At 59.9% G+C, this 16,249-nt stretch carries 13 protein-coding genes; 11 read left to right on the forward strand and 2 right to left on the reverse strand.

What is annotated here, in order from left to right; genetic code table 11:
* Positions 1-23 precede the first annotated feature (23 nt).
* The 9 genes from FHX11_RS15800 (at position 24) to FHX11_RS15840 (ending at position 9,491) form a co-directional block, all read left to right on the forward strand.
* Entirely contained in the window at positions 24-1,751 is a 1,728-nt protein-coding gene (locus tag FHX11_RS15800; protein WP_246781016.1) for an iron ABC transporter permease, read from the forward strand.
* A complete protein-coding gene (locus FHX11_RS15805) occupies positions 1,744-2,820 on the forward strand; it encodes an ABC transporter ATP-binding protein (protein WP_184358586.1) in 1,077 nt (358 codons plus the stop codon). The genes FHX11_RS15800 and FHX11_RS15805 overlap by 8 nt, the downstream gene beginning before the upstream one ends.
* Positions 2,821-2,913: 93 nt before the next feature.
* Positions 2,914-3,573, forward strand: coding sequence for an arylsulfatase (locus tag FHX11_RS15810; RefSeq protein ID WP_184358587.1), 660 nt, complete (start codon positions 2,914-2,916; stop codon positions 3,571-3,573).
* Between the two features lie 45 nt (positions 3,574-3,618).
* The gene (locus FHX11_RS15815) at positions 3,619-4,551 is read left to right on the forward strand and encodes an amidohydrolase family protein (protein WP_246781017.1); all 933 of its coding nucleotides are present in this window, start codon (positions 3,619-3,621) and stop codon (positions 4,549-4,551) included.
* A 24-nt stretch (positions 4,552-4,575) separates the two neighbouring features.
* Entirely contained in the window at positions 4,576-5,838 is a 1,263-nt protein-coding gene (gene otnK / locus FHX11_RS15820; protein WP_184358589.1) for a 3-oxo-tetronate kinase, read from the forward strand.
* Positions 5,835-6,473, forward strand: a complete 639-nt coding sequence (otnC, locus tag FHX11_RS15825) for a 3-oxo-tetronate 4-phosphate decarboxylase (protein WP_184358590.1) — start codon at positions 5,835-5,837, stop codon at positions 6,471-6,473. Before otnK ends, otnC begins: the two co-directional genes overlap by 4 nt.
* 44 nt (positions 6,474-6,517) lie before the next feature.
* The gene (locus FHX11_RS15830) at positions 6,518-6,973 is read left to right on the forward strand and encodes a cupin domain-containing protein (RefSeq protein WP_184358591.1); all 456 of its coding nucleotides are present in this window, start codon (positions 6,518-6,520) and stop codon (positions 6,971-6,973) included.
* Between the two features lie 539 nt (positions 6,974-7,512).
* Positions 7,513-8,523: an ABC transporter substrate-binding protein gene (locus FHX11_RS15835; protein ID WP_246781018.1), complete on the forward strand. Its 1,011-nt coding sequence runs from the start codon at positions 7,513-7,515 to the stop codon at positions 8,521-8,523.
* A gap of 83 nt (positions 8,524-8,606) precedes the next feature.
* Positions 8,607-9,491 carry a GntR family transcriptional regulator gene (locus FHX11_RS15840; RefSeq protein WP_184358593.1) on the forward strand — a complete coding sequence of 295 codons (885 nt, stop codon included), beginning with the start codon at positions 8,607-8,609 and terminating at the stop codon, positions 9,489-9,491.
* Here the strand turns inward: FHX11_RS15840 and FHX11_RS15845 are convergent.
* Complete coding sequence (locus FHX11_RS15845) at positions 9,482-10,621, reverse strand: lactonase family protein (RefSeq protein WP_246781019.1); 1,140 nt, start codon at positions 10,619-10,621, stop codon at positions 9,482-9,484. The genes FHX11_RS15840 and FHX11_RS15845 overlap by 10 nt on opposite strands.
* 79 nt (positions 10,622-10,700) lie before the next feature.
* Here FHX11_RS15845 and FHX11_RS15850 point away from each other — a divergent pair, with 79 nt between their 5' ends.
* Entirely contained in the window at positions 10,701-12,053 is a 1,353-nt protein-coding gene (locus FHX11_RS15850) for an MFS transporter (RefSeq protein WP_184358594.1), read from the forward strand.
* A gap of 16 nt (positions 12,054-12,069) precedes the next feature.
* On the forward strand, positions 12,070-14,679 hold the full coding sequence (gene acnA, locus FHX11_RS15855) for an aconitate hydratase AcnA (protein WP_184358595.1): 2,610 nt from the start codon (positions 12,070-12,072) through the stop codon (positions 14,677-14,679).
* 421 nt (positions 14,680-15,100) lie between these two features.
* Here acnA and FHX11_RS15860 read toward each other — a convergent pair whose 3' ends face one another.
* Complete coding sequence (locus FHX11_RS15860) at positions 15,101-16,069, reverse strand: alpha/beta hydrolase (protein ID WP_246781020.1); 969 nt, start codon at positions 16,067-16,069, stop codon at positions 15,101-15,103.
* Positions 16,070-16,249 lie beyond the last annotated feature (180 nt).

The following is a 16,249-nucleotide window of genomic DNA, read 5'->3' on the forward strand; positions in this document are numbered from 1 at the left end:
CATGCAGCGCCGCGGCCTTTCAGATGAACTTGCGAGGCAATGATGTCCACACACGCACAGGCTTCGAGTGCTGCTGCCGTCACGGCAAGGAAAGCGCCGGCCGAAACAAACTATCCGCCGAAAATGCCACGGGTGGGCAATGCGAACGCCTACCGTGTCATCGTGATCACGCTGCTCGCGATCGCCGTTCTCGCGCCCGCTTCGGCCTGGATGCCTATCGCTACGTCTTCAGCGACAAGAACTTCTATCGCGCCCTCGGGACGACCGCGGTCTTCTCGCTCGGCATGGTCGCCATCGCGGTTCCGCTCGGCGGCATCCTGGCATTCCTGATCACGAGAACCGATATCCGCTTCAAGCGGCTGCTCGAAATCCTCGTGCTCGTGCCGATGTTCATTTCGTCGATCGTGCTGGCCTTCGGCTACACGGTCTCCGTCGGGCCGACTGGCTTCCTGTCGCTGTTCGTCCGCGATCTCATCGGCTTTGTTCCGTGGAACATCTACAGTCTGTGGGGAATGATTCTGATCGCCGGCCTCAGCCATGTGCCGAATGTCTATCTCTACGTCTCGGCGGCAATGCGCAATCTTCCCTCCGACCTGGAGGAAGCCGCCCGGACGACCGGAGCCTCGGTCTGGCGCGTATCGCGCGACGTCACGCTTCCCATGGTCCTGCCGTCGCTGATCTTCGCAGCCGCGCTCAACATCCTGCTTGGCTTCGAAACCTTCGGCATTCCGCTCGTCCTCGGCGATCCGAACGGCATCATGGTGCTGACGACCTATATCTACAAGCTGACAACACTGTTCGGCACGCCGACCTATCAACTGATGGCCGTGGTTGCGGTGGTACTGGTGCTCATCACCCTGCCGCTGGTCTGGATTCAGCGCCGGCTGCTGCGCAATGCCCGCCGTTATGCCGCGCTCGGCGGTAAGGGTGCACGCGTCGCCACGCTGAAGCTCGGCGCCGGCGGCCAGACGATCGCGCTGTCGATCATCGGCTTCTGGCTCTTCGTGTCCGTCGCGCTTCCGATCGGCGGCATCCTGGTGCGCGCCTTCGTCGACGCATGGGGCGAAGGCGTCAATCTCCTTGACCATCTGACGACGGCGAATTTTGCTCATCTTCTCGACGTTCCGGCCCTTCAGAACGGCATCATCAATACGATCCTGCTCTCGGTCATCGGCGGCGCGGTCGCGGTCGGCATCTATCTGCTCGTCGGCCTTGCCGGTCACCGCAACTGGGGGATGTCGAACACCGTGCTCGACTATATCGTCCTGCTTCCAAGAGCGCTGCCCGGTCTGGTCGTCGGTCTTGCCTTCTTCTGGGTGTTCTTGTTCGTGCCGTTCCTGACGCCGCTTCGCCCGACGCTGGTCAGCTTGTTCGTCGCCTATGTCGTGGTCGGCCTCTCCTATGGCCTGCGTCTGCTGCAAGGCACGCTGCTGCAGGTGGCGCCGGAGCTCGAGGAGTCGGCCCGGACCACGGGTGCGACGATCGGGCGGACCTGGAGAGATGTGGTCATTCCGATTGTCCGACCGGGGCTTGCCGGCGCATGGGCGCTGATCATGATCATCTTCCTGCGCGAATATGCGACAGGCGTCTATCTCATGGGTGCAGGCACCGAAGTCATCGGCTCGCTGATGGTCTCGCTGCTGCAAACCGGCGCGATGAACACCATCGCCGCGCTCTCCCTCATCAGTATCGTTCTTACGGGTGCGGGCCTCGCGCTTGCCCTTAGACTTGGAGCCAAAATCCATGACTGAACTCGTCGTCAACAATGTCCAGAAATGGCTGGGTGGCCTGCAGATCCTCAAAGGCGCGTCCTTCTCCGCCGAGCGCGGCAGCATCGTGGCTCTGCTCGGCGCGTCCGGCAGCGGAAAGACCACCCTCCTGCGCTGCGTCGCCGGCCTCGAACAGCCGGAAATCGGCACCATCGTCATCGGCGGCAAGACCGTTCTCGACGGCGACAAGAAGCTTGCCTTGCCGCCCGAGCAGCGCAATATCGGCCTGGTCTTCCAGTCCTACGCGCTCTGGCCGCACCGCACTGTCAAGGAGAATGTCGGCTACGGCCTCAAGCTTCGCGGCGTCAATGCGACGGATATCGGCAATCGCGTGCAGGCGATCCTCGAGCGCATGGGGCTCGGCCACCTTGCCGAGCGCTATCCCTCACAGCTTTCCGGCGGCCAACAGCAGCGCGTCGCCATCTGCCGCGCCCTGATCTACGAGCCGCGCGTCCTGCTTCTGGATGAACCGCTTTCGAACCTCGACGCCAAGCTCAGGGAAGAGGCACGCTACTGGATACGCAAACTGATCCTCGATCTGGAGATCTGCGCGATCCTCGTCACCCACGACCAGAGCGAAGCCCTTGCGGCTGCCGACAACATTCTTCTGCTGCAGGACGGCCGCATCGTCCAGCAGGGCGGGCCGCAGGAGATCTATTCCAACCCGAACAGCTTCTATTCGGCCGATTTCCTTGGCGCGAACAACATCGTCAAGGGCAAGGTCCAGACTGTCGACGGCAAGGCGGCGATCATCGGCGGCAGCGGCTGGTCGCTGAGCGGTACCGTCCGCGAGGCCGCCGGCCTCGGTCCGGCGCAGGAGGCGCGGGCAGTCATCCGCGTCGAGCAGATCAAGGTCACGGACGCTCCCGCGAATGACGGGATCGAAATGGACCTCGATGACAGCATCTATCTGGGCGACCGCTGGGAATACCGCCTGCGTCGCGGGGATTTTGTGGCTAAGGCGCACGGAACGAAACAGATGCCGACGGGCAAGGTGTGGGCACAGATCCCGTCCGAAAGCGTCTGGGTTTTCGCCGGCGCGCAGAAATAGGCCACATCAAAGGCGGCCGCCCCTCCTCCCGGGGCGGCCGCCGATCCGCCAGAAAAGCCCAGAGATCACAAGCCCAAGAAATCAGAGGTCATCATGCCAGCCGCTCCCCGCATCGCGCTCATTCACGCGACCCCCATTGCCATGGAGCCGATCCACGCTTGTTTCGTGTCGGCATGGCCCGAAGCGGAGACGGTCAACATATTGGAGGACAGCCTTTCGCCCGACCGGGCAAAGGTTCCGGAACTGACCGAAGCCCTGACGAACCGGATCGCGGCGCTCGCCGCCTATGCCGTCCAGAGCGGTAGCGATGCGGTGCTGTTTACCTGTTCCGCCTTCGGAGAAGCAATCGAGAAAGCGGCTGCCGAACTTCCCGTTCCCGTCCTGAAGCCGAATGAAGCAATGTTCGAAGCCGCGATCGCCCAGGGCGGGCGCACCGCAATGCTCTATACATTTCCGCCTGCGCGGGGCGGCATGGAGGCGGAATTCCATGAGGAGGCTGCGCGGCTGCAGCCCTCAGCCACGATCAAGAGCTTTCTGGTCGATGGCGCCATCGAGGCGGTCCGCAGCGGGGATGTGGAAACCCACAACCGGCTGGTCGCCAATGCCGCCTCCCGGCTGCGCGGTTTCGACGCGATCATGCTCGCCCATTTCTCGACAGCGCGCGCGTTGGAGTCGGTGCGGGCCGTAACCCAAATTCCCGTGTTCAGCAGCCCGGATGCCGCCGTCGCGAAGTTGCGGAAGATTCTGGCGTAGCGCGAAACGCGGCACCGCATATCGAAGGAGGAGAGGATGTCCAAGATGATCGGAAGACGTAAGTTCGTTGCTGGAGCACTGGGAGGGGTCGCGGTCCTGTACTCGGGGCTTGATGCCCGCAGCGAGGAGGCTGTGCCGTTTTCGGCTGGTGGCGAGCGGCCGAAGTTCAAGGCGCCGCCCAACACCTGCGACGCTCATTTTCACATCTATGATAGCCGCTTTCCGGCCGCACCGAATGCCAGCCTCATCCCGCCCGACGCATCGCTGGAGGCCTATTCGAAGCTCCGCGACCGGCTGGGGTTCGAACGCAGCGTCATCGTGTTACCCTCGACCTACGGCACCGACAATTCAAGCATGCTGTCCGCCCTCGGCACGCTCGGCGCGAGAGCGAGGGGGATTGCCGTGGTCGATACCTCGGTGACCGATGAGACGCTGAAGCAATTGGACAAGGCGGGCGTTCGCGGCATCCGCTTCAATCTCGGTCGCGCAGGTGCAACGACCGTCGACATGATCGAACCCTTGTCCCGACGTGTCGCCGGGCTCGGATGGCATATTCAGCTCCACATGCAGGGAGATGATATCGCCGCCAATGCCGACCTTCTCAAGCGATTGCCGGTGACCATAGTCTTCGATCATCTGGGGCGCATTCCCCAGCCCGCCGGTACCGGGCATCCCGCATTCGCGCTCATCGTCGCCATGCTGGAGAAGGGAAAAGCCTATGTGAAGCTCTCGAGCATCTACCAGGACACAAAGGTGGGGCCGCCATCCTACGAGGATATGGGAGTGCTGGCTCGCGCATATCTCAAGACGGCACCAGACAGAGTGTTCTGGGCTTCAGATTGGCCGCACCCGTCACCCGGAAAATTCGGCAAGCCCGACGATGCCCTTCTGATGGATCTCTGCGCCCAGTGGGCATCTGACGATGCCATGCGGCAGAAGATTTTCGTCGATAACGCGGCCAAGCTCTACGGCTTCTGACCCGGCCGGAAGAAAGGAACTTCAATGCTATTAGGTGTGATTGCCGACGACTTCACGGGTGCAAGCGACATTGCAAATACCATCGCCAAGGGTTTGCAACCTCATGGCGGCTTGAGGACGGCGCAATTTCTCGGCATCCCGACGCAGCCGTCGCCACGGGATGTCGAAGCGGGTGTGGTTGCGCTGAAAAGCCGGTCGGTTCCAGTCGAAGAGGCCGTCGCTCAATCCCTTGCAGCCCTCGACTGGCTGCTTGCTCAAGGTTGCCAGCAGATTGTCTTCAAATATTGCTCGACGTTCGATTCAACCAGGGAGGGAAATATCGGGCCGGTCGCAGAAGCGCTTGCCGCGGCTCTTGGAGTGCGTGGCGTCGTCGCATGCCCGGCATTTCCGGGGGCAGGCCGAACCGTTTATATGGGACATTTGTTCGTTCAGGATCGCCTTCTGAATGAGTCTGGCCTGCAAAACCATCCGTTGACGCCAATGACCGACCCTGACATCCGCCGTTGGCTGGGCTATCAAGCCAAATCGCCGGTCGGATTGGTCCCGCACGGTGTCGTCAGGCAGGGAGATTTGGCGATCAGGGCGGCCCTCGCAGCCACCGAGAATAGCATGGTCATCGTCGATGCCATCTCGGATGAGGATCTCGTCAACATCGGTTCGGCTGTGCTTGGCCATCGGCTCGTCACCGGAGGATCGGGAATTGCGCTGGGACTGCCGGCAAACTTCATCAAACGTGGCCTGGCCAAGGGAAATCTCGGTACGACAAATGGCGTCGAAGGTCCCGAGGCGGTCTTGGCGGGCAGTTGTTCCGGAGCGACGAGAGGTCAGATCGATCTGCACAAGGCAGATCATCCGGCATTTGCCATCGATGTCGACAGGGTCATGAGCGGAGAAACCACGTCGGAAGATATCGTCGCCTTCATCCGGTCACATCGAGGTAGAGCGCCGCTGGCCTATTCCTCGGCGACACCTGAGGACGTGCGCGACATGCAAGCCAAATATGGTCGAGACGTCGTTGCGGAAAAGCTCGACGGGTTATTTGCCGAAACCGCCCGAAAACTTGTCACCTCCGGCGTCACTCGTTTGGTGGTAGCAGGTGGCGAAACATCGGGCGCCGTGGTATCGGCGTTGGATCTCGGCGCTTTGACCATCGGGCAGGAAATCGATCCCGGAGTGCCTGTTCTGCTTTCTCACGGTGAAAAGCCCATCGCACTTGCGCTGAAGTCGGGAAATTTCGGCTCACCTGACTTCTTCGTCAAAGCATTGAAGAGGTTGTCTGGTCGATGAGTTCCGAAAGCAAAATCCGCGAGGATATCGTGCGTCTGTCCCGTTCGCTTTACGAACGAGGTTTTTCCGTAGGATCGGCGGGAAACATCAGCGCGGCCGTGGACGACGGCATATTGATGACACCGACGAATTCCTGTCTCGGCTTTTTGGATCCGGCGCAGATAAGCAAGGTCAGCCGCGACGGACGACATATATCCGGCGACAAGCCATCGAAGGAGATCTTTCTCCATAATGCTTTCTATGAAACGCGACCCGCGACCGGTGCGGTCGTACATTTGCATTCGACATTCGCGACGGCATTGTCCTGCCTAGAGGACACAAACCCGGACGACTGCATTCCGCCTTTGACGCCCTATGTCGTGATGCGTGTCGGGCAGGTGAAGCTGATCCCCTACATTCGACCGGGAGATGAGAAAGCCGGTCAATTGATTCGCGAACTCGGCGGGCGCTATGCGGCAGTCTTGCTCGAAAATCATGGCCCCGTCGTCACCGGGAAGGACATCTGTTCGGCCGTTTACGCCGCGGAAGAACTCGAAGAGACAGCCAAACTGCTTGTGCTGTTGCGTGGCACGCCGGCCAAGCTTCTCAGCGACGCGAATGTGGCGGAGCTGAAGGCTGCTTTCGCCGCCTATTAATTCGCCGGGACACAGGGCCGGCAGTCTTTTAGATGGAGGATTGGATGGATCGTGACGTTCCCATTCAGGCAGCGATATTCCGGCCGAAGGACATGAAGGCCAATGACCGCGGCGGAGGCGCCCGCACCATCCCGCTTGTCACACGAAAGTGCGGGTCGGCGGAGATGATCAACGGCATTACGGAGTTTGATCCCGGCGCCTCAATTCCTCTTCACAAGCACAATTGTGAGGAGAGTGTCATGGTGCTGAATGGCGAAGCGATCGTCGAAATCGACGGTCAGCAGCATCGTCTCGGCACCAATGACACGACCTGGATACCAGCGCATGTGCCTCACCGCTTCATAAATGCATCCGACAGCCAAGCCATGCGGATATTCTGGACATATGCGTCGATAGACGCGACGCGAACGATGATCGCCACCGGTGAGGAACGTGCCATCGCTGCTGAGCATGAGGCTGCTCGGATATTTCCTCGCGGGGCTGGGTCACGACCTCGATGAAAAGACCTTCCTTGCCACCGAAATGTTGATAAACATTGCGTCGTGAACTACCGACCTGGGCGATGAGCCGTATCTAAAGATACGGATTCACATCCCTGATCCAGGCACATGTCGCGATATCCAGCCGAGCTTGCGCGACGACCCACAGTTTCTGACGGGCGGCTTTTAAGGCAGACGTCCACCAACCAAGGTGGTCAAATAGTTCGTTGCGTGCCTTAACCAGCAAATAGCAGCTGTCCGGAGTTCTCTCGTCATTGCGAACGGAGCTCCCGATCGATGGCGGTCATTGAAGTCATCCGCCGAAAATGGCCGGAAACTTTTCGGAACGGGATTGATCGCTTCCGTCTATCTTGTGTCGTTTCGCATGATATTATTATAAAATGCAATTGTGCCTTCTTGAAAATGAAGCTAAACCTACGTGCGGCTTAAGGCCGGGGGCTGGGTTTGATCGTGAGGGGAGGGGATCGTTCTCACCAATCAGGCTCACCATCAGCCAGCCTTTGAGAAGCGATGTTTTCACGCCAAGGAGGAGGATCTTTATGCGTGCGACAAATACATATTTTTCGACGATAGCTTTGTGCCTGGTCGCCGCGTCGGCAGCTATCGGCACCCCCGCCAAAGCAGCCGACAAGATATCCATCATGGTCGGGGGATATGAAAAGCAGATCTATCTGCCGGCAAAACTCACCGAATCCCTCGGCTACTTCAAGGATGAAGGTCTTGATGTCGAGTTGCTGAACGAGTCAGCTGGCGTGGATGCCGAAAACCAGCTGCTTGCGGGTGCCGTTCAAGGCGTCGTTGGCTCCTACGACCATTGCGTGGATCTGCAATCGAAGGGCAAGTTCGTCGAGTCCGTCGTGCAGCTGCAACAGGTCCCCGGCGAGGTGGAGCTGGTTTCGACGAAACATCCGGAAATCAAGTCGCCGGCCGATTTCAAGGGCAAGGCGCTCGGTGTAACCGGGCTTGGCTCTTCCACCAATTTTCTGACACTCTATATGGCATCGAAGGCCGGGTTGAAGGCAGGCGAAGTGACGACGGTTCCTGTTGGCGCAGGCTCGACCTTTATCGCCGCGATTCAGCAGGACCAGATTCAGGCTGGAATGACGACCGAGCCAACCGTATCGCGGTTGTTGAAGACAAACGAAGCCACGGTGCTCGTCGATCTTCGTACGGTTGACTCGACGCGGGCGGCACTTGGCGGGGTCTATCCATTTGCGTCGCTCTATATGCAAACGTCCTGGGTCGACGCGCACAAGGATGAAGTCCAGAAACTGGTCAATGCCTTTGTGAAAACGATGCGATTCATTGACACCCATTCAGCCGCAGAAATCGCCGAGAAGATGCCGAAGGATTTCTATGTGGGCGACAAGGACGGGTATGTGAAGGCACTTGCGGCAAGCAAGGGCATGTTCACTCCGGATGGCATGATGCCGGAAGGCGGTCCCGAGATCGTGCTGAAGGTACTCTCGGAGTTTTCCAAGAATGTGAAGGGCAAGCAGATTGACCTCTCCAGGACCTATACGACGGCTTTCGTAAAGGCTGCGAAATAAATCCGGTGGGTGTCGGCAACGACAAGCTGTCCTGAGATTGCGGGCAATGATAGAAGAGGGGCAAAAGCGATCAATCGGAATCCATGGCGAGAAGCAGCCTCATACCGCAAATCAGCGGGAACATCATTGAGTTCGTGAAAACGAACGGCATGCGCCAGGGCCAGCATCTGCCTCTTCAGATGCTGGCCGATACTTTCCGTGTCTCGCGGGCACCGATCATGAGCGCGCTCCGGAGTCTGGAAGGCCGTGGCATCGTGCGCGCCGAACCGAACCGCGGTTATTTTCTGGCAGTTGACAGTGAAAATCTCGACGCGCTCAGATCGGACAACGCGAAAGATAGCGATGGCGACGAAGCCATCTATTTCCGGATCGCTGAAGATCGCTTTTCAGGCAAGCTCGACGAACGCGTCAGCGAAAACGAGATGATGCGCCTGTATGATCTGCCGCGAAGCCGGTTGTTGAAAATTTTACACCGAATTGCCGACGAAGGTTGGATCGAGCGGCTGCCCGGCAACGGCTGGTCCTTCCGCCAGACATTGACCTCGAGGCAGAGCTACGAGGACGGCTATGCTTTCCGCGCCGTCATCGAGCAACAGGCCATGTTGTTGCCAAGCTTCGAGCCCGATCCCGAAGGGTTCAGGCGTGCCCGCCAGGTCCAGTCGGAACTTGGTCAGGGTGGATATCAGACGTGGTCCCGTGCTGATATTTTCAAGGCGAACAACGAGTTTCACGAAATGCTTGTGGCTTGCTCGCGCAACGAATTCTTCCTTGATGCGATCAAACGCATAAATCGGCTTCGCCGGCTGATCGAATATCACATAACAATCGACAGAAGCCGGCTTCCGCGGCAGACGGCCGAGCATTTGCATATTCTCGATCTGGTCGAAGACGGGCGCCGCAACGAGGCGGCGGCCTTTCTCTACACCCACATCATGGGCGCAAGCCGCATCAAAACGCGTCAGGTGTGATCCATATCCTTGAAAAGGATGCAGACAGGGCTGCCAACGGCAAGCGTGCTCGATGCAGGCGAGAGATGTCCGGTTGCCTTGTCGATGCTGCAGGCAGTGATCGTATCGGTGTCCTCATTCGCGACCAGCAATGTCCGGCCCTCTGGGAGCACGGCAAAGAAGCGCGGCGTCCTTCCTGTCGTGGACCACGAGCCCAGGGGAGTCATGCGCCCGTCTTCGCCGATGGAGAAGGCTGCGATCGTGTCGCTGCCGCGATTGGAGGCATAGACGAAGCGGCCGTCGTGAGACACCGTGATCTCCGCGCCGCGACTATTGCCCGTGAAGCTGTCGGCGAGCGATGAGAGGATCTGGAAAGGCTTGATGCTGCCCGTTGCGGGGTCGAAGTGATAGGCGGCCACGGTCGAATCCAGTTCGTTGATGACATAGGCCAGCCGTCCCTCTGGATGAAACGCAACGTGCCGTGGGCCGGCGCCTTCACGGGTTGGGCAAGATACTACCTCAACCAGCGCGCCGCGGACGTGGTCCAGGCGGTAGACTAGAATTTTATCCAATCCCTTGTCTGGCACCACGATCCAATTTCCCGACGGATCGAATTCCGCCTGATGCGGCTTGGCGAAAGGCTGTTCGATGCGATGCGGGCCGATCTCTCCTTCGATGGTGGTCAGGCTCTCGACCTCACCAAGCCGCCCATCTTCCTGGCGACGAAGAACGGCGAGCGTTGAGGTGACGTGGTTTGCGACGATCAGGAAGCGGTTCGATGGATCGAACGAGAGATGCACAGGGTTGCGCCCCTTGGTCGACTGCTCATTCAGGAAGGTCAGGTGCCCTGATGCCGGGTCGATTGAGAAGGCGCTGACGCGATCAGAATCGCCGTGAACCGTGTAGAGGAAATGACCTGTTCGATCGAAGGCGAGAAAAGAAGGGTTTTCCATCTCCAGGAGCTGACGATGCTCCCAGCTCAGATCCCGCGTCAGCCGATAGACGTTCAGCCCGTTGCCGCGCGCATTGCGAGCCCTGGTCGTGCGGGCGCCGACATAGGCGATCCTCGTCCTTTCTCCAGTCATGCGGACACTCTCCCTGAAAGATATGTCCAAAATCATAGCGCGGCATGCATATCGGCGCAATTGCATTTTATAATCATATTGTGTAAATACGTCGCATAGGCCTCGGATATCCGCGGGCCGCCATCAATGCTTCTGGGAGGTAGCAATGACCGATGCCGCGACAAGTGCGCTGGAGAAGACCACGATGCGAAAGGTCTTCTGGAGGATCGTCCCCTATACGTTTCTGCTCTACATTATCTCGTATCTGGATCGCGCGAACCTCGGTTACGCGGCATTGCAGATGAACAAGGATCTGGCGCTGTCGGCCGAGGCCTTCGGCTTTGCCGGCGGCATCTTCTTCATCGGCTATTTCCTCTTCGAGGTGCCGAGCAATGTCGCCTTGCAGAAATACGGATCGCGCATCTGGATTTCGCGCATCCTGCTGACCTGGGGTGCGGTGGCCATGATGACCGGTTTCGCCCAGAACGCCATGCAGCTTTATGTCCTGCGTTTCCTTCTCGGCGTCGCCGAAGCCGGCTTCTTCCCCGGCATCATCATCTATCTGACCTATTGGTTCCGCTCGAAAGAGCAGGCGACGACGGTGGCGTTCTTCACGGCCGCCATTCCCGTTTCCTATCTGATGGGCGCGCCGCTCAGCACCTGGATCATGGACAACGTCAGCGGATTCGGCCTGCCCGGATGGCGGTGGATGCTGATCCTCGAGGGCCTGCCCGCGGTCGCTGCCGGCATCTTCAACTATTTCTACATGACGGATCGTCCCGAAAAGGCGAAATGGCTGACCGAGGAGGAGCGCGCCTGGTTGACGAAAGAGCTCGCTGCCGATCACGCCACCCGCAAGAATGTCAAGCATCTCGGGCTCTGGCAGGCGATCTCGAATCCGAAAGTGCTCTTCCTTTCGGCCATCTATTTCATCTATCAGGTCGGCAATCTCGGTATCGGGCTCTGGATGCCGCAGATCATCCAGAGCTTCGGCGCTGATCTCAGCCATTTCCAGATCGGCCTCGTGGCCATGGTGCCCTATGCGGTGGCCACCGTTGCCATGGTCTTGTGGTCGCGCAGTTCGGACCGCACCGGCGAACGTCAGAAACACACCGCCGCACCGCTGCTGATCGCCGGTATCGCCTTGGCGGCCACGGGTCTGACGCGCGATCCCTACATCGCAATCGGCCTTATTTCCGTGGCGCTGGCCGGGATCTATGCCTTCAAGTCGCCCTTCTGGTCGCTGCCCGGTCTCTTCCTCAGCCGCTCGACCGCGGCGGTCTCGATCGCGGCCATCAATTCCATCGGCAATCTCGGCGGTTTCGTCGGCCCCTACGCCATGGGGGCTGCCAAGACCTGGACCGGTAGCGCGCTCGGCGGCCTGATGTTCCTGGCGGCACTTCTCTTCCTGTCCTTCCTGATGACCTGGTTCATGCGGGTCACGAATGCGGAGCCGGCGGAGGAGGGCGATCCCTCGGGACAGTTCCATATCGGCCGCGCCAGGCAGCCCAAAGCATAAGGCAGAGTTTCAGAGCATGACGACGATCGGCACATTCGACGTAAACGGCACCCAGTACGATATCATCGACCTGCCGAAGGTAGCAGGCAGCCTCCTTGACCGGATGCCCTATATCCATCGCATCCTGCTGGAGAATGTGCTCCGCACGGGAGGAGACGACGCCGAACGCGCGAAATCGGCGATCATCGCCTGGCTCGATGACGGCAGGAGCGAGGTGGAAATCCCCTTCCTGCCGAACCGGGTGCTGATGCACGATACCACCTGCGGGCCGGCGCTGGTCGACATCGCCGGCATGCGGTCGGCTTTGGCCGAGGTCGGCGGCGATCCGGCCTTGCTCAATCCGGTGGTGCCGGTGGATGTCTCGACGGACCACTCCGTCGCCGTCGATGCATTCGGCAGCTCGGCCTCGCTTGAGCGAAACATGGTCCGGGAATATGAGCGCAACGCCGAGCGCTACGGCTTCATGAAATGGGCCACCAACACGCTCTCCGGATTCCGGGTCCACCCTCCCGGCACGGGCATCATGCATACCCTCAATCTGGAGCGGCTGGCCACGGTCGCGACCGACCAGCAGAAGGACGGCAGGCGCTGGGCCGTTCCCGATACGCTGATCGGCACGGATAGCCACACGCCGATGATCAACGGCATCGGCGTGCTCGCCTGGGGGGTCGGCGGTCTGGAGGCGGAAAGCGTCTTCTTCGGCATGCCGGTGACGCTGCGCGTGCCGGATGTCGTCGGCGTGCGGCTGACCGGCGGCCTACGCGAGGGCGTACTTGCGACCGATCTCGCGCTGGTGGTCACGCATCTGCTGCGCCAGATCGATCTTCAAGACAAGTTCGTCGAGTTCTATGGGCCGGGTGTTTCGACGCTGACGGCCGGCGATCGCGCCGTCGTCGCCAACATGACACCCGAATTCGGCGGTAACAGCGGCTATTTCCCGATAGACGGCCATACGGTGCAATACTTGAGAGCGACGGGGCGAAGCGACGATCACGTCGATTTCGTTGAGCGCTACGCCAGGCGCGTGGGCATCTGGTTCGATCCGTCCTGTGAGCCGCGATATACTTCGACCTTGGAAATCGATCTCGCGACTATCGAGCCGAGCCTCGCCGGTCCCCGGCGTCCGCAGGACCGCATAGCCGTCAGCGAGACGGCACAAGCCATTGCCGGCATGAAGAAGGCATCGACCTCGGTCGATGGGCAGCCGAACAACGGCGCTGTCGCGATCGCCGCGATCACGAGCTGCACCAATACCTCCGATCCCCGACTGCTCGTCGCTGCCGGACTGCTTGCGCGCAAGGCGCGCGCCTATGGGCTATGTCCGCCGCATTGGGTGAAGACATCGCTGGCGCCGGGCTCGCCGACCGCCGGGCGCTATCTCGAGCGCGCCGGTCTGCTGGAGGATCTTGAAGCGGTGGGGTTCGGCATTGTCGGCTATGGCTGTACGACCTGTATCGGCAATTCCGGTCCTCTCACGGAACCCGTCGCCACGGCCATGGCCGAGCGCGGCATCCTGCCCGTGGCGGTGCTGTCGGGAAACCGGAATTTCCCCGGGCGTGTGCATCCGCAGCTGGAGGCGGGCTTTCTGGCTTCTCCGCCGATGGTCGTCGCCTTCGCTCTGGCCGGCACCGTTGAGCTGGACATACTCTCAGACCCCATAGGTCATTCGCAGGAAGGAATGCCGGTCACGCTTTCGATGCTCTGGCCGAAGGCGTCGGAGATCGACGAGGCCCTGGCGCGGGCCGCGAATGTCGGGGACTTCGCACCTGCCTATGAGAAAGCCGAGGCCAGTCGGGCGTGGCGCGAGCTCGATGCGCCGACCACGACCATTTTCCCATGGGACGAGACATCGACCTATATTCGCCGGCCGCCCTTTGCGAGCTTCGGCAAGGGCACGTTGCTCGGCAATTATCAGGCTCATCCCATCTTGGTCGTCGGCGACGATATTACCACGGATCACATTTCGCCGGCCGGTGCTGTTTCCGCCAAGAGCGATGCCGGAGCCTATCTCATCGAGAGGGGAGAGAACCCGACCGACCTCAACGTCTTCGCCTCCCGCCGAGGAAATTGGGAGGCCATGGTTCGCGGCCTGTTTACCAACAAGACCGTCCGCAACCTGATCGGCACAGATATCCCGCCGGGCTCGACCGTCCATGCTCCCTCGGGCGGGATCATGTCCCTATGGGAAGCCGCGCAACGTTATTCCCAGGAGGATCGATCCGTCATCATCGTCGCCGGCGAGCGATACGGCATGGGATCGTCGCGCGACTGGGCTGCGAAGGGAGTCGCCTTGCTCGGGGTGAGGGCGGTTCTCGCCTTGAGCTTCGAGCGGATACATAGGTGGAATCTGATCGGCATGGGCATCCTGCCGCTGCGGCTGCCAGATGGTTTTGGTCCGGATGAGCTCGCGCTTGGGCTGGGTGACGTCATCGAGATCGCCGCAGATCCGGCTCACATCGATCCGCGTTGCGAGATTGGGGTTGTCGTGAAGCGTAAAGATGGGCAACAGACGAACCTTGTCGCAACGGCGGCGATCGAGACCAACGCCGAGGTCGAGATTCTTCGGGCTGGTGGCATTCTGCCGCTGATCTTGAATGAGGTCGTTCGAAAAGCTTCTACGGAATAAGCGGAGAGCGCACCGATCCCGGTGCGACTTCCCGCCGCGACGGCAGATGTACCTATGGTTTCGTCGACGGATGATACCCCAACTTCAACGCTATTGGATTGCAGGTTCAATCATCAGCAGGAACGCGGGTTGCGCCACGCCCCAACCAAGAAAGCTTCGAGGATTGCGATCTGATTGCCATCCATGAGCGCGAACAGCCCTTCAGCAGTCTAATCACCGTAGAACAGAAGCACCTCGGCGTGTTTTCGGTCCTTTGGCTCTGTCGGTTCGACGTCGTGGTTACAGAGTTTTGCAGATCCGATGATGAAGTTGGCGATCCCAGCATCGCTAAGGGACCTTGGCATCTCGAAAACCGGTCAAGTTTCACCGAGAACATGCTGAATATACGCTTTCGGCAAGGTCGAAACGGTCCGCCTTTCCCTTATGGCGCGCTCTTGCCAGATTGCCTGAGTGTGTTCTTAAACCAGTCGACGACTATATTTATGACCTTGGGCTGGAACCAGCTGGAATCGCCGTGACGCGCCCCATCGATCAGAACATAGTCGGCCTTGTTTCCCTTTCCGATAAGGGCTTCGTAGAATTGCCGGCTCTGCGCGGGTGAGACCAGTGTGTCGGCGCTCCCGTGCATGATCAGAAACGGCGGCTTTTGTCCCTCGACATGTCCCATCGGGCTTGCGGCAAGAGCCTTGGCCGGATCATCCATGATCGAGGCGCCCTTCGACTTGTCGAAGGCCGGACCGTTGACCAGCAGCGCTTCCGTTATCGCCGGGGATTCGTGGACCTTTCGCACCTCGTCGGGAAAGCCCTCGGAAATATTGAGCAGATTGGAAATTCCGTAGAGCGTCACGGCGGCCTGCACATCGGACGATTCACTCAGGAAATCACCCCTGTCGAATTTTTTCTCGCCGTTCGTAACGCCCAGCATCTCAGCGAGATAACCGCCGGCAGAGTCGCCAAGCACCCCGATCCGGTTGGGATCGATGCCATAGTCGGCCGCATGCGCGCGCAAATAGCGAACGGCCGTTTTCCCGTCTTCCAGCAGTGCCGGGAACATGTCAGGCACGGTACGATATTCCGCGGCGGCGACCACGAAGCCCGCTTGTGCCAGCGCTAACCGCATTTCGATGAATTTCTCGTAGTCAGCCGATGTGAAGCCTCCACCCGGAAAATAGACGATCGCCGGCTTGAGATCGCTCGTTCGCGGCACGAGAAGCGTCATCTTCAGAGCACGAACGGCGCGGGTCTTGATGATCTGAGAATAGACGACACCGCTCAGGACGTCGATTTGCGCCCGACGTTCCTCCACCTGCATCACCTTCGCCCCAGCCGTGAAGCCGGGAAGCGATGCTTCCGCCGCCGGCGCCAACTGGGGCAAGCAGGTCATGGACATCACGCTCGCCAAGAGAAACATTCCGACCTTCATTTTAATTCCTTTCCTGGATTGGGATTATCCTTGAGCCCAAGGGTTGGCTGCGACGTGATGGCCGGTAGAGCCGTGTGGCCATCTCATCAGCAGCCCTTGGGAGAGAAGACTGATCGCTGGCGTTTTAGATTGGGGTCGACATCCCGT

Origin of the sequence: Rhizobium sp. BK602 (genome assembly GCF_014195095.1) — a bacterium.
Classification (GTDB): Bacteria; Pseudomonadota; Alphaproteobacteria; order Rhizobiales; family Rhizobiaceae; genus Rhizobium.

Coding starts and splice junctions, on each gene's coding strand:
- FHX11_RS15850 (WP_184358594.1), top strand. CDS start 10,701: ATGACCGATGCCGCGACAAGTGCGCTGGAGAAGACCACGATGCGAAAG.
- FHX11_RS15815 (WP_246781017.1), top strand. CDS start 3,619: ATGATCGGAAGACGTAAGTTCGTTGCTGGAGCACTGGGAGGGGTCGCG.
- FHX11_RS15805 (WP_184358586.1), top strand. CDS start 1,744: ATGACTGAACTCGTCGTCAACAATGTCCAGAAATGGCTGGGTGGCCTG.
- otnC (WP_184358590.1), top strand. CDS start 5,835: ATGAGTTCCGAAAGCAAAATCCGCGAGGATATCGTGCGTCTGTCCCGT.
- FHX11_RS15800 (WP_246781016.1), top strand. CDS start 24: ATGAACTTGCGAGGCAATGATGTCCACACACGCACAGGCTTCGAGTGC.
- FHX11_RS15835 (WP_246781018.1), top strand. CDS start 7,513: ATGCGTGCGACAAATACATATTTTTCGACGATAGCTTTGTGCCTGGTC.
- otnK (WP_184358589.1), top strand. CDS start 4,576: ATGCTATTAGGTGTGATTGCCGACGACTTCACGGGTGCAAGCGACATT.
- FHX11_RS15860 (WP_246781020.1), bottom strand. CDS start 16,069: ATGTCCATGACCTGCTTGCCCCAGTTGGCGCCGGCGGCGGAAGCATCG.
- FHX11_RS15810 (WP_184358587.1), top strand. CDS start 2,914: ATGCCAGCCGCTCCCCGCATCGCGCTCATTCACGCGACCCCCATTGCC.
- FHX11_RS15840 (WP_184358593.1), top strand. CDS start 8,607: ATGGCGAGAAGCAGCCTCATACCGCAAATCAGCGGGAACATCATTGAG.
- FHX11_RS15830 (WP_184358591.1), top strand. CDS start 6,518: ATGGATCGTGACGTTCCCATTCAGGCAGCGATATTCCGGCCGAAGGAC.
- FHX11_RS15845 (WP_246781019.1), bottom strand. CDS start 10,621: ATGCAATTGCGCCGATATGCATGCCGCGCTATGATTTTGGACATATCT.
- acnA (WP_184358595.1), top strand. CDS start 12,070: ATGACGACGATCGGCACATTCGACGTAAACGGCACCCAGTACGATATC.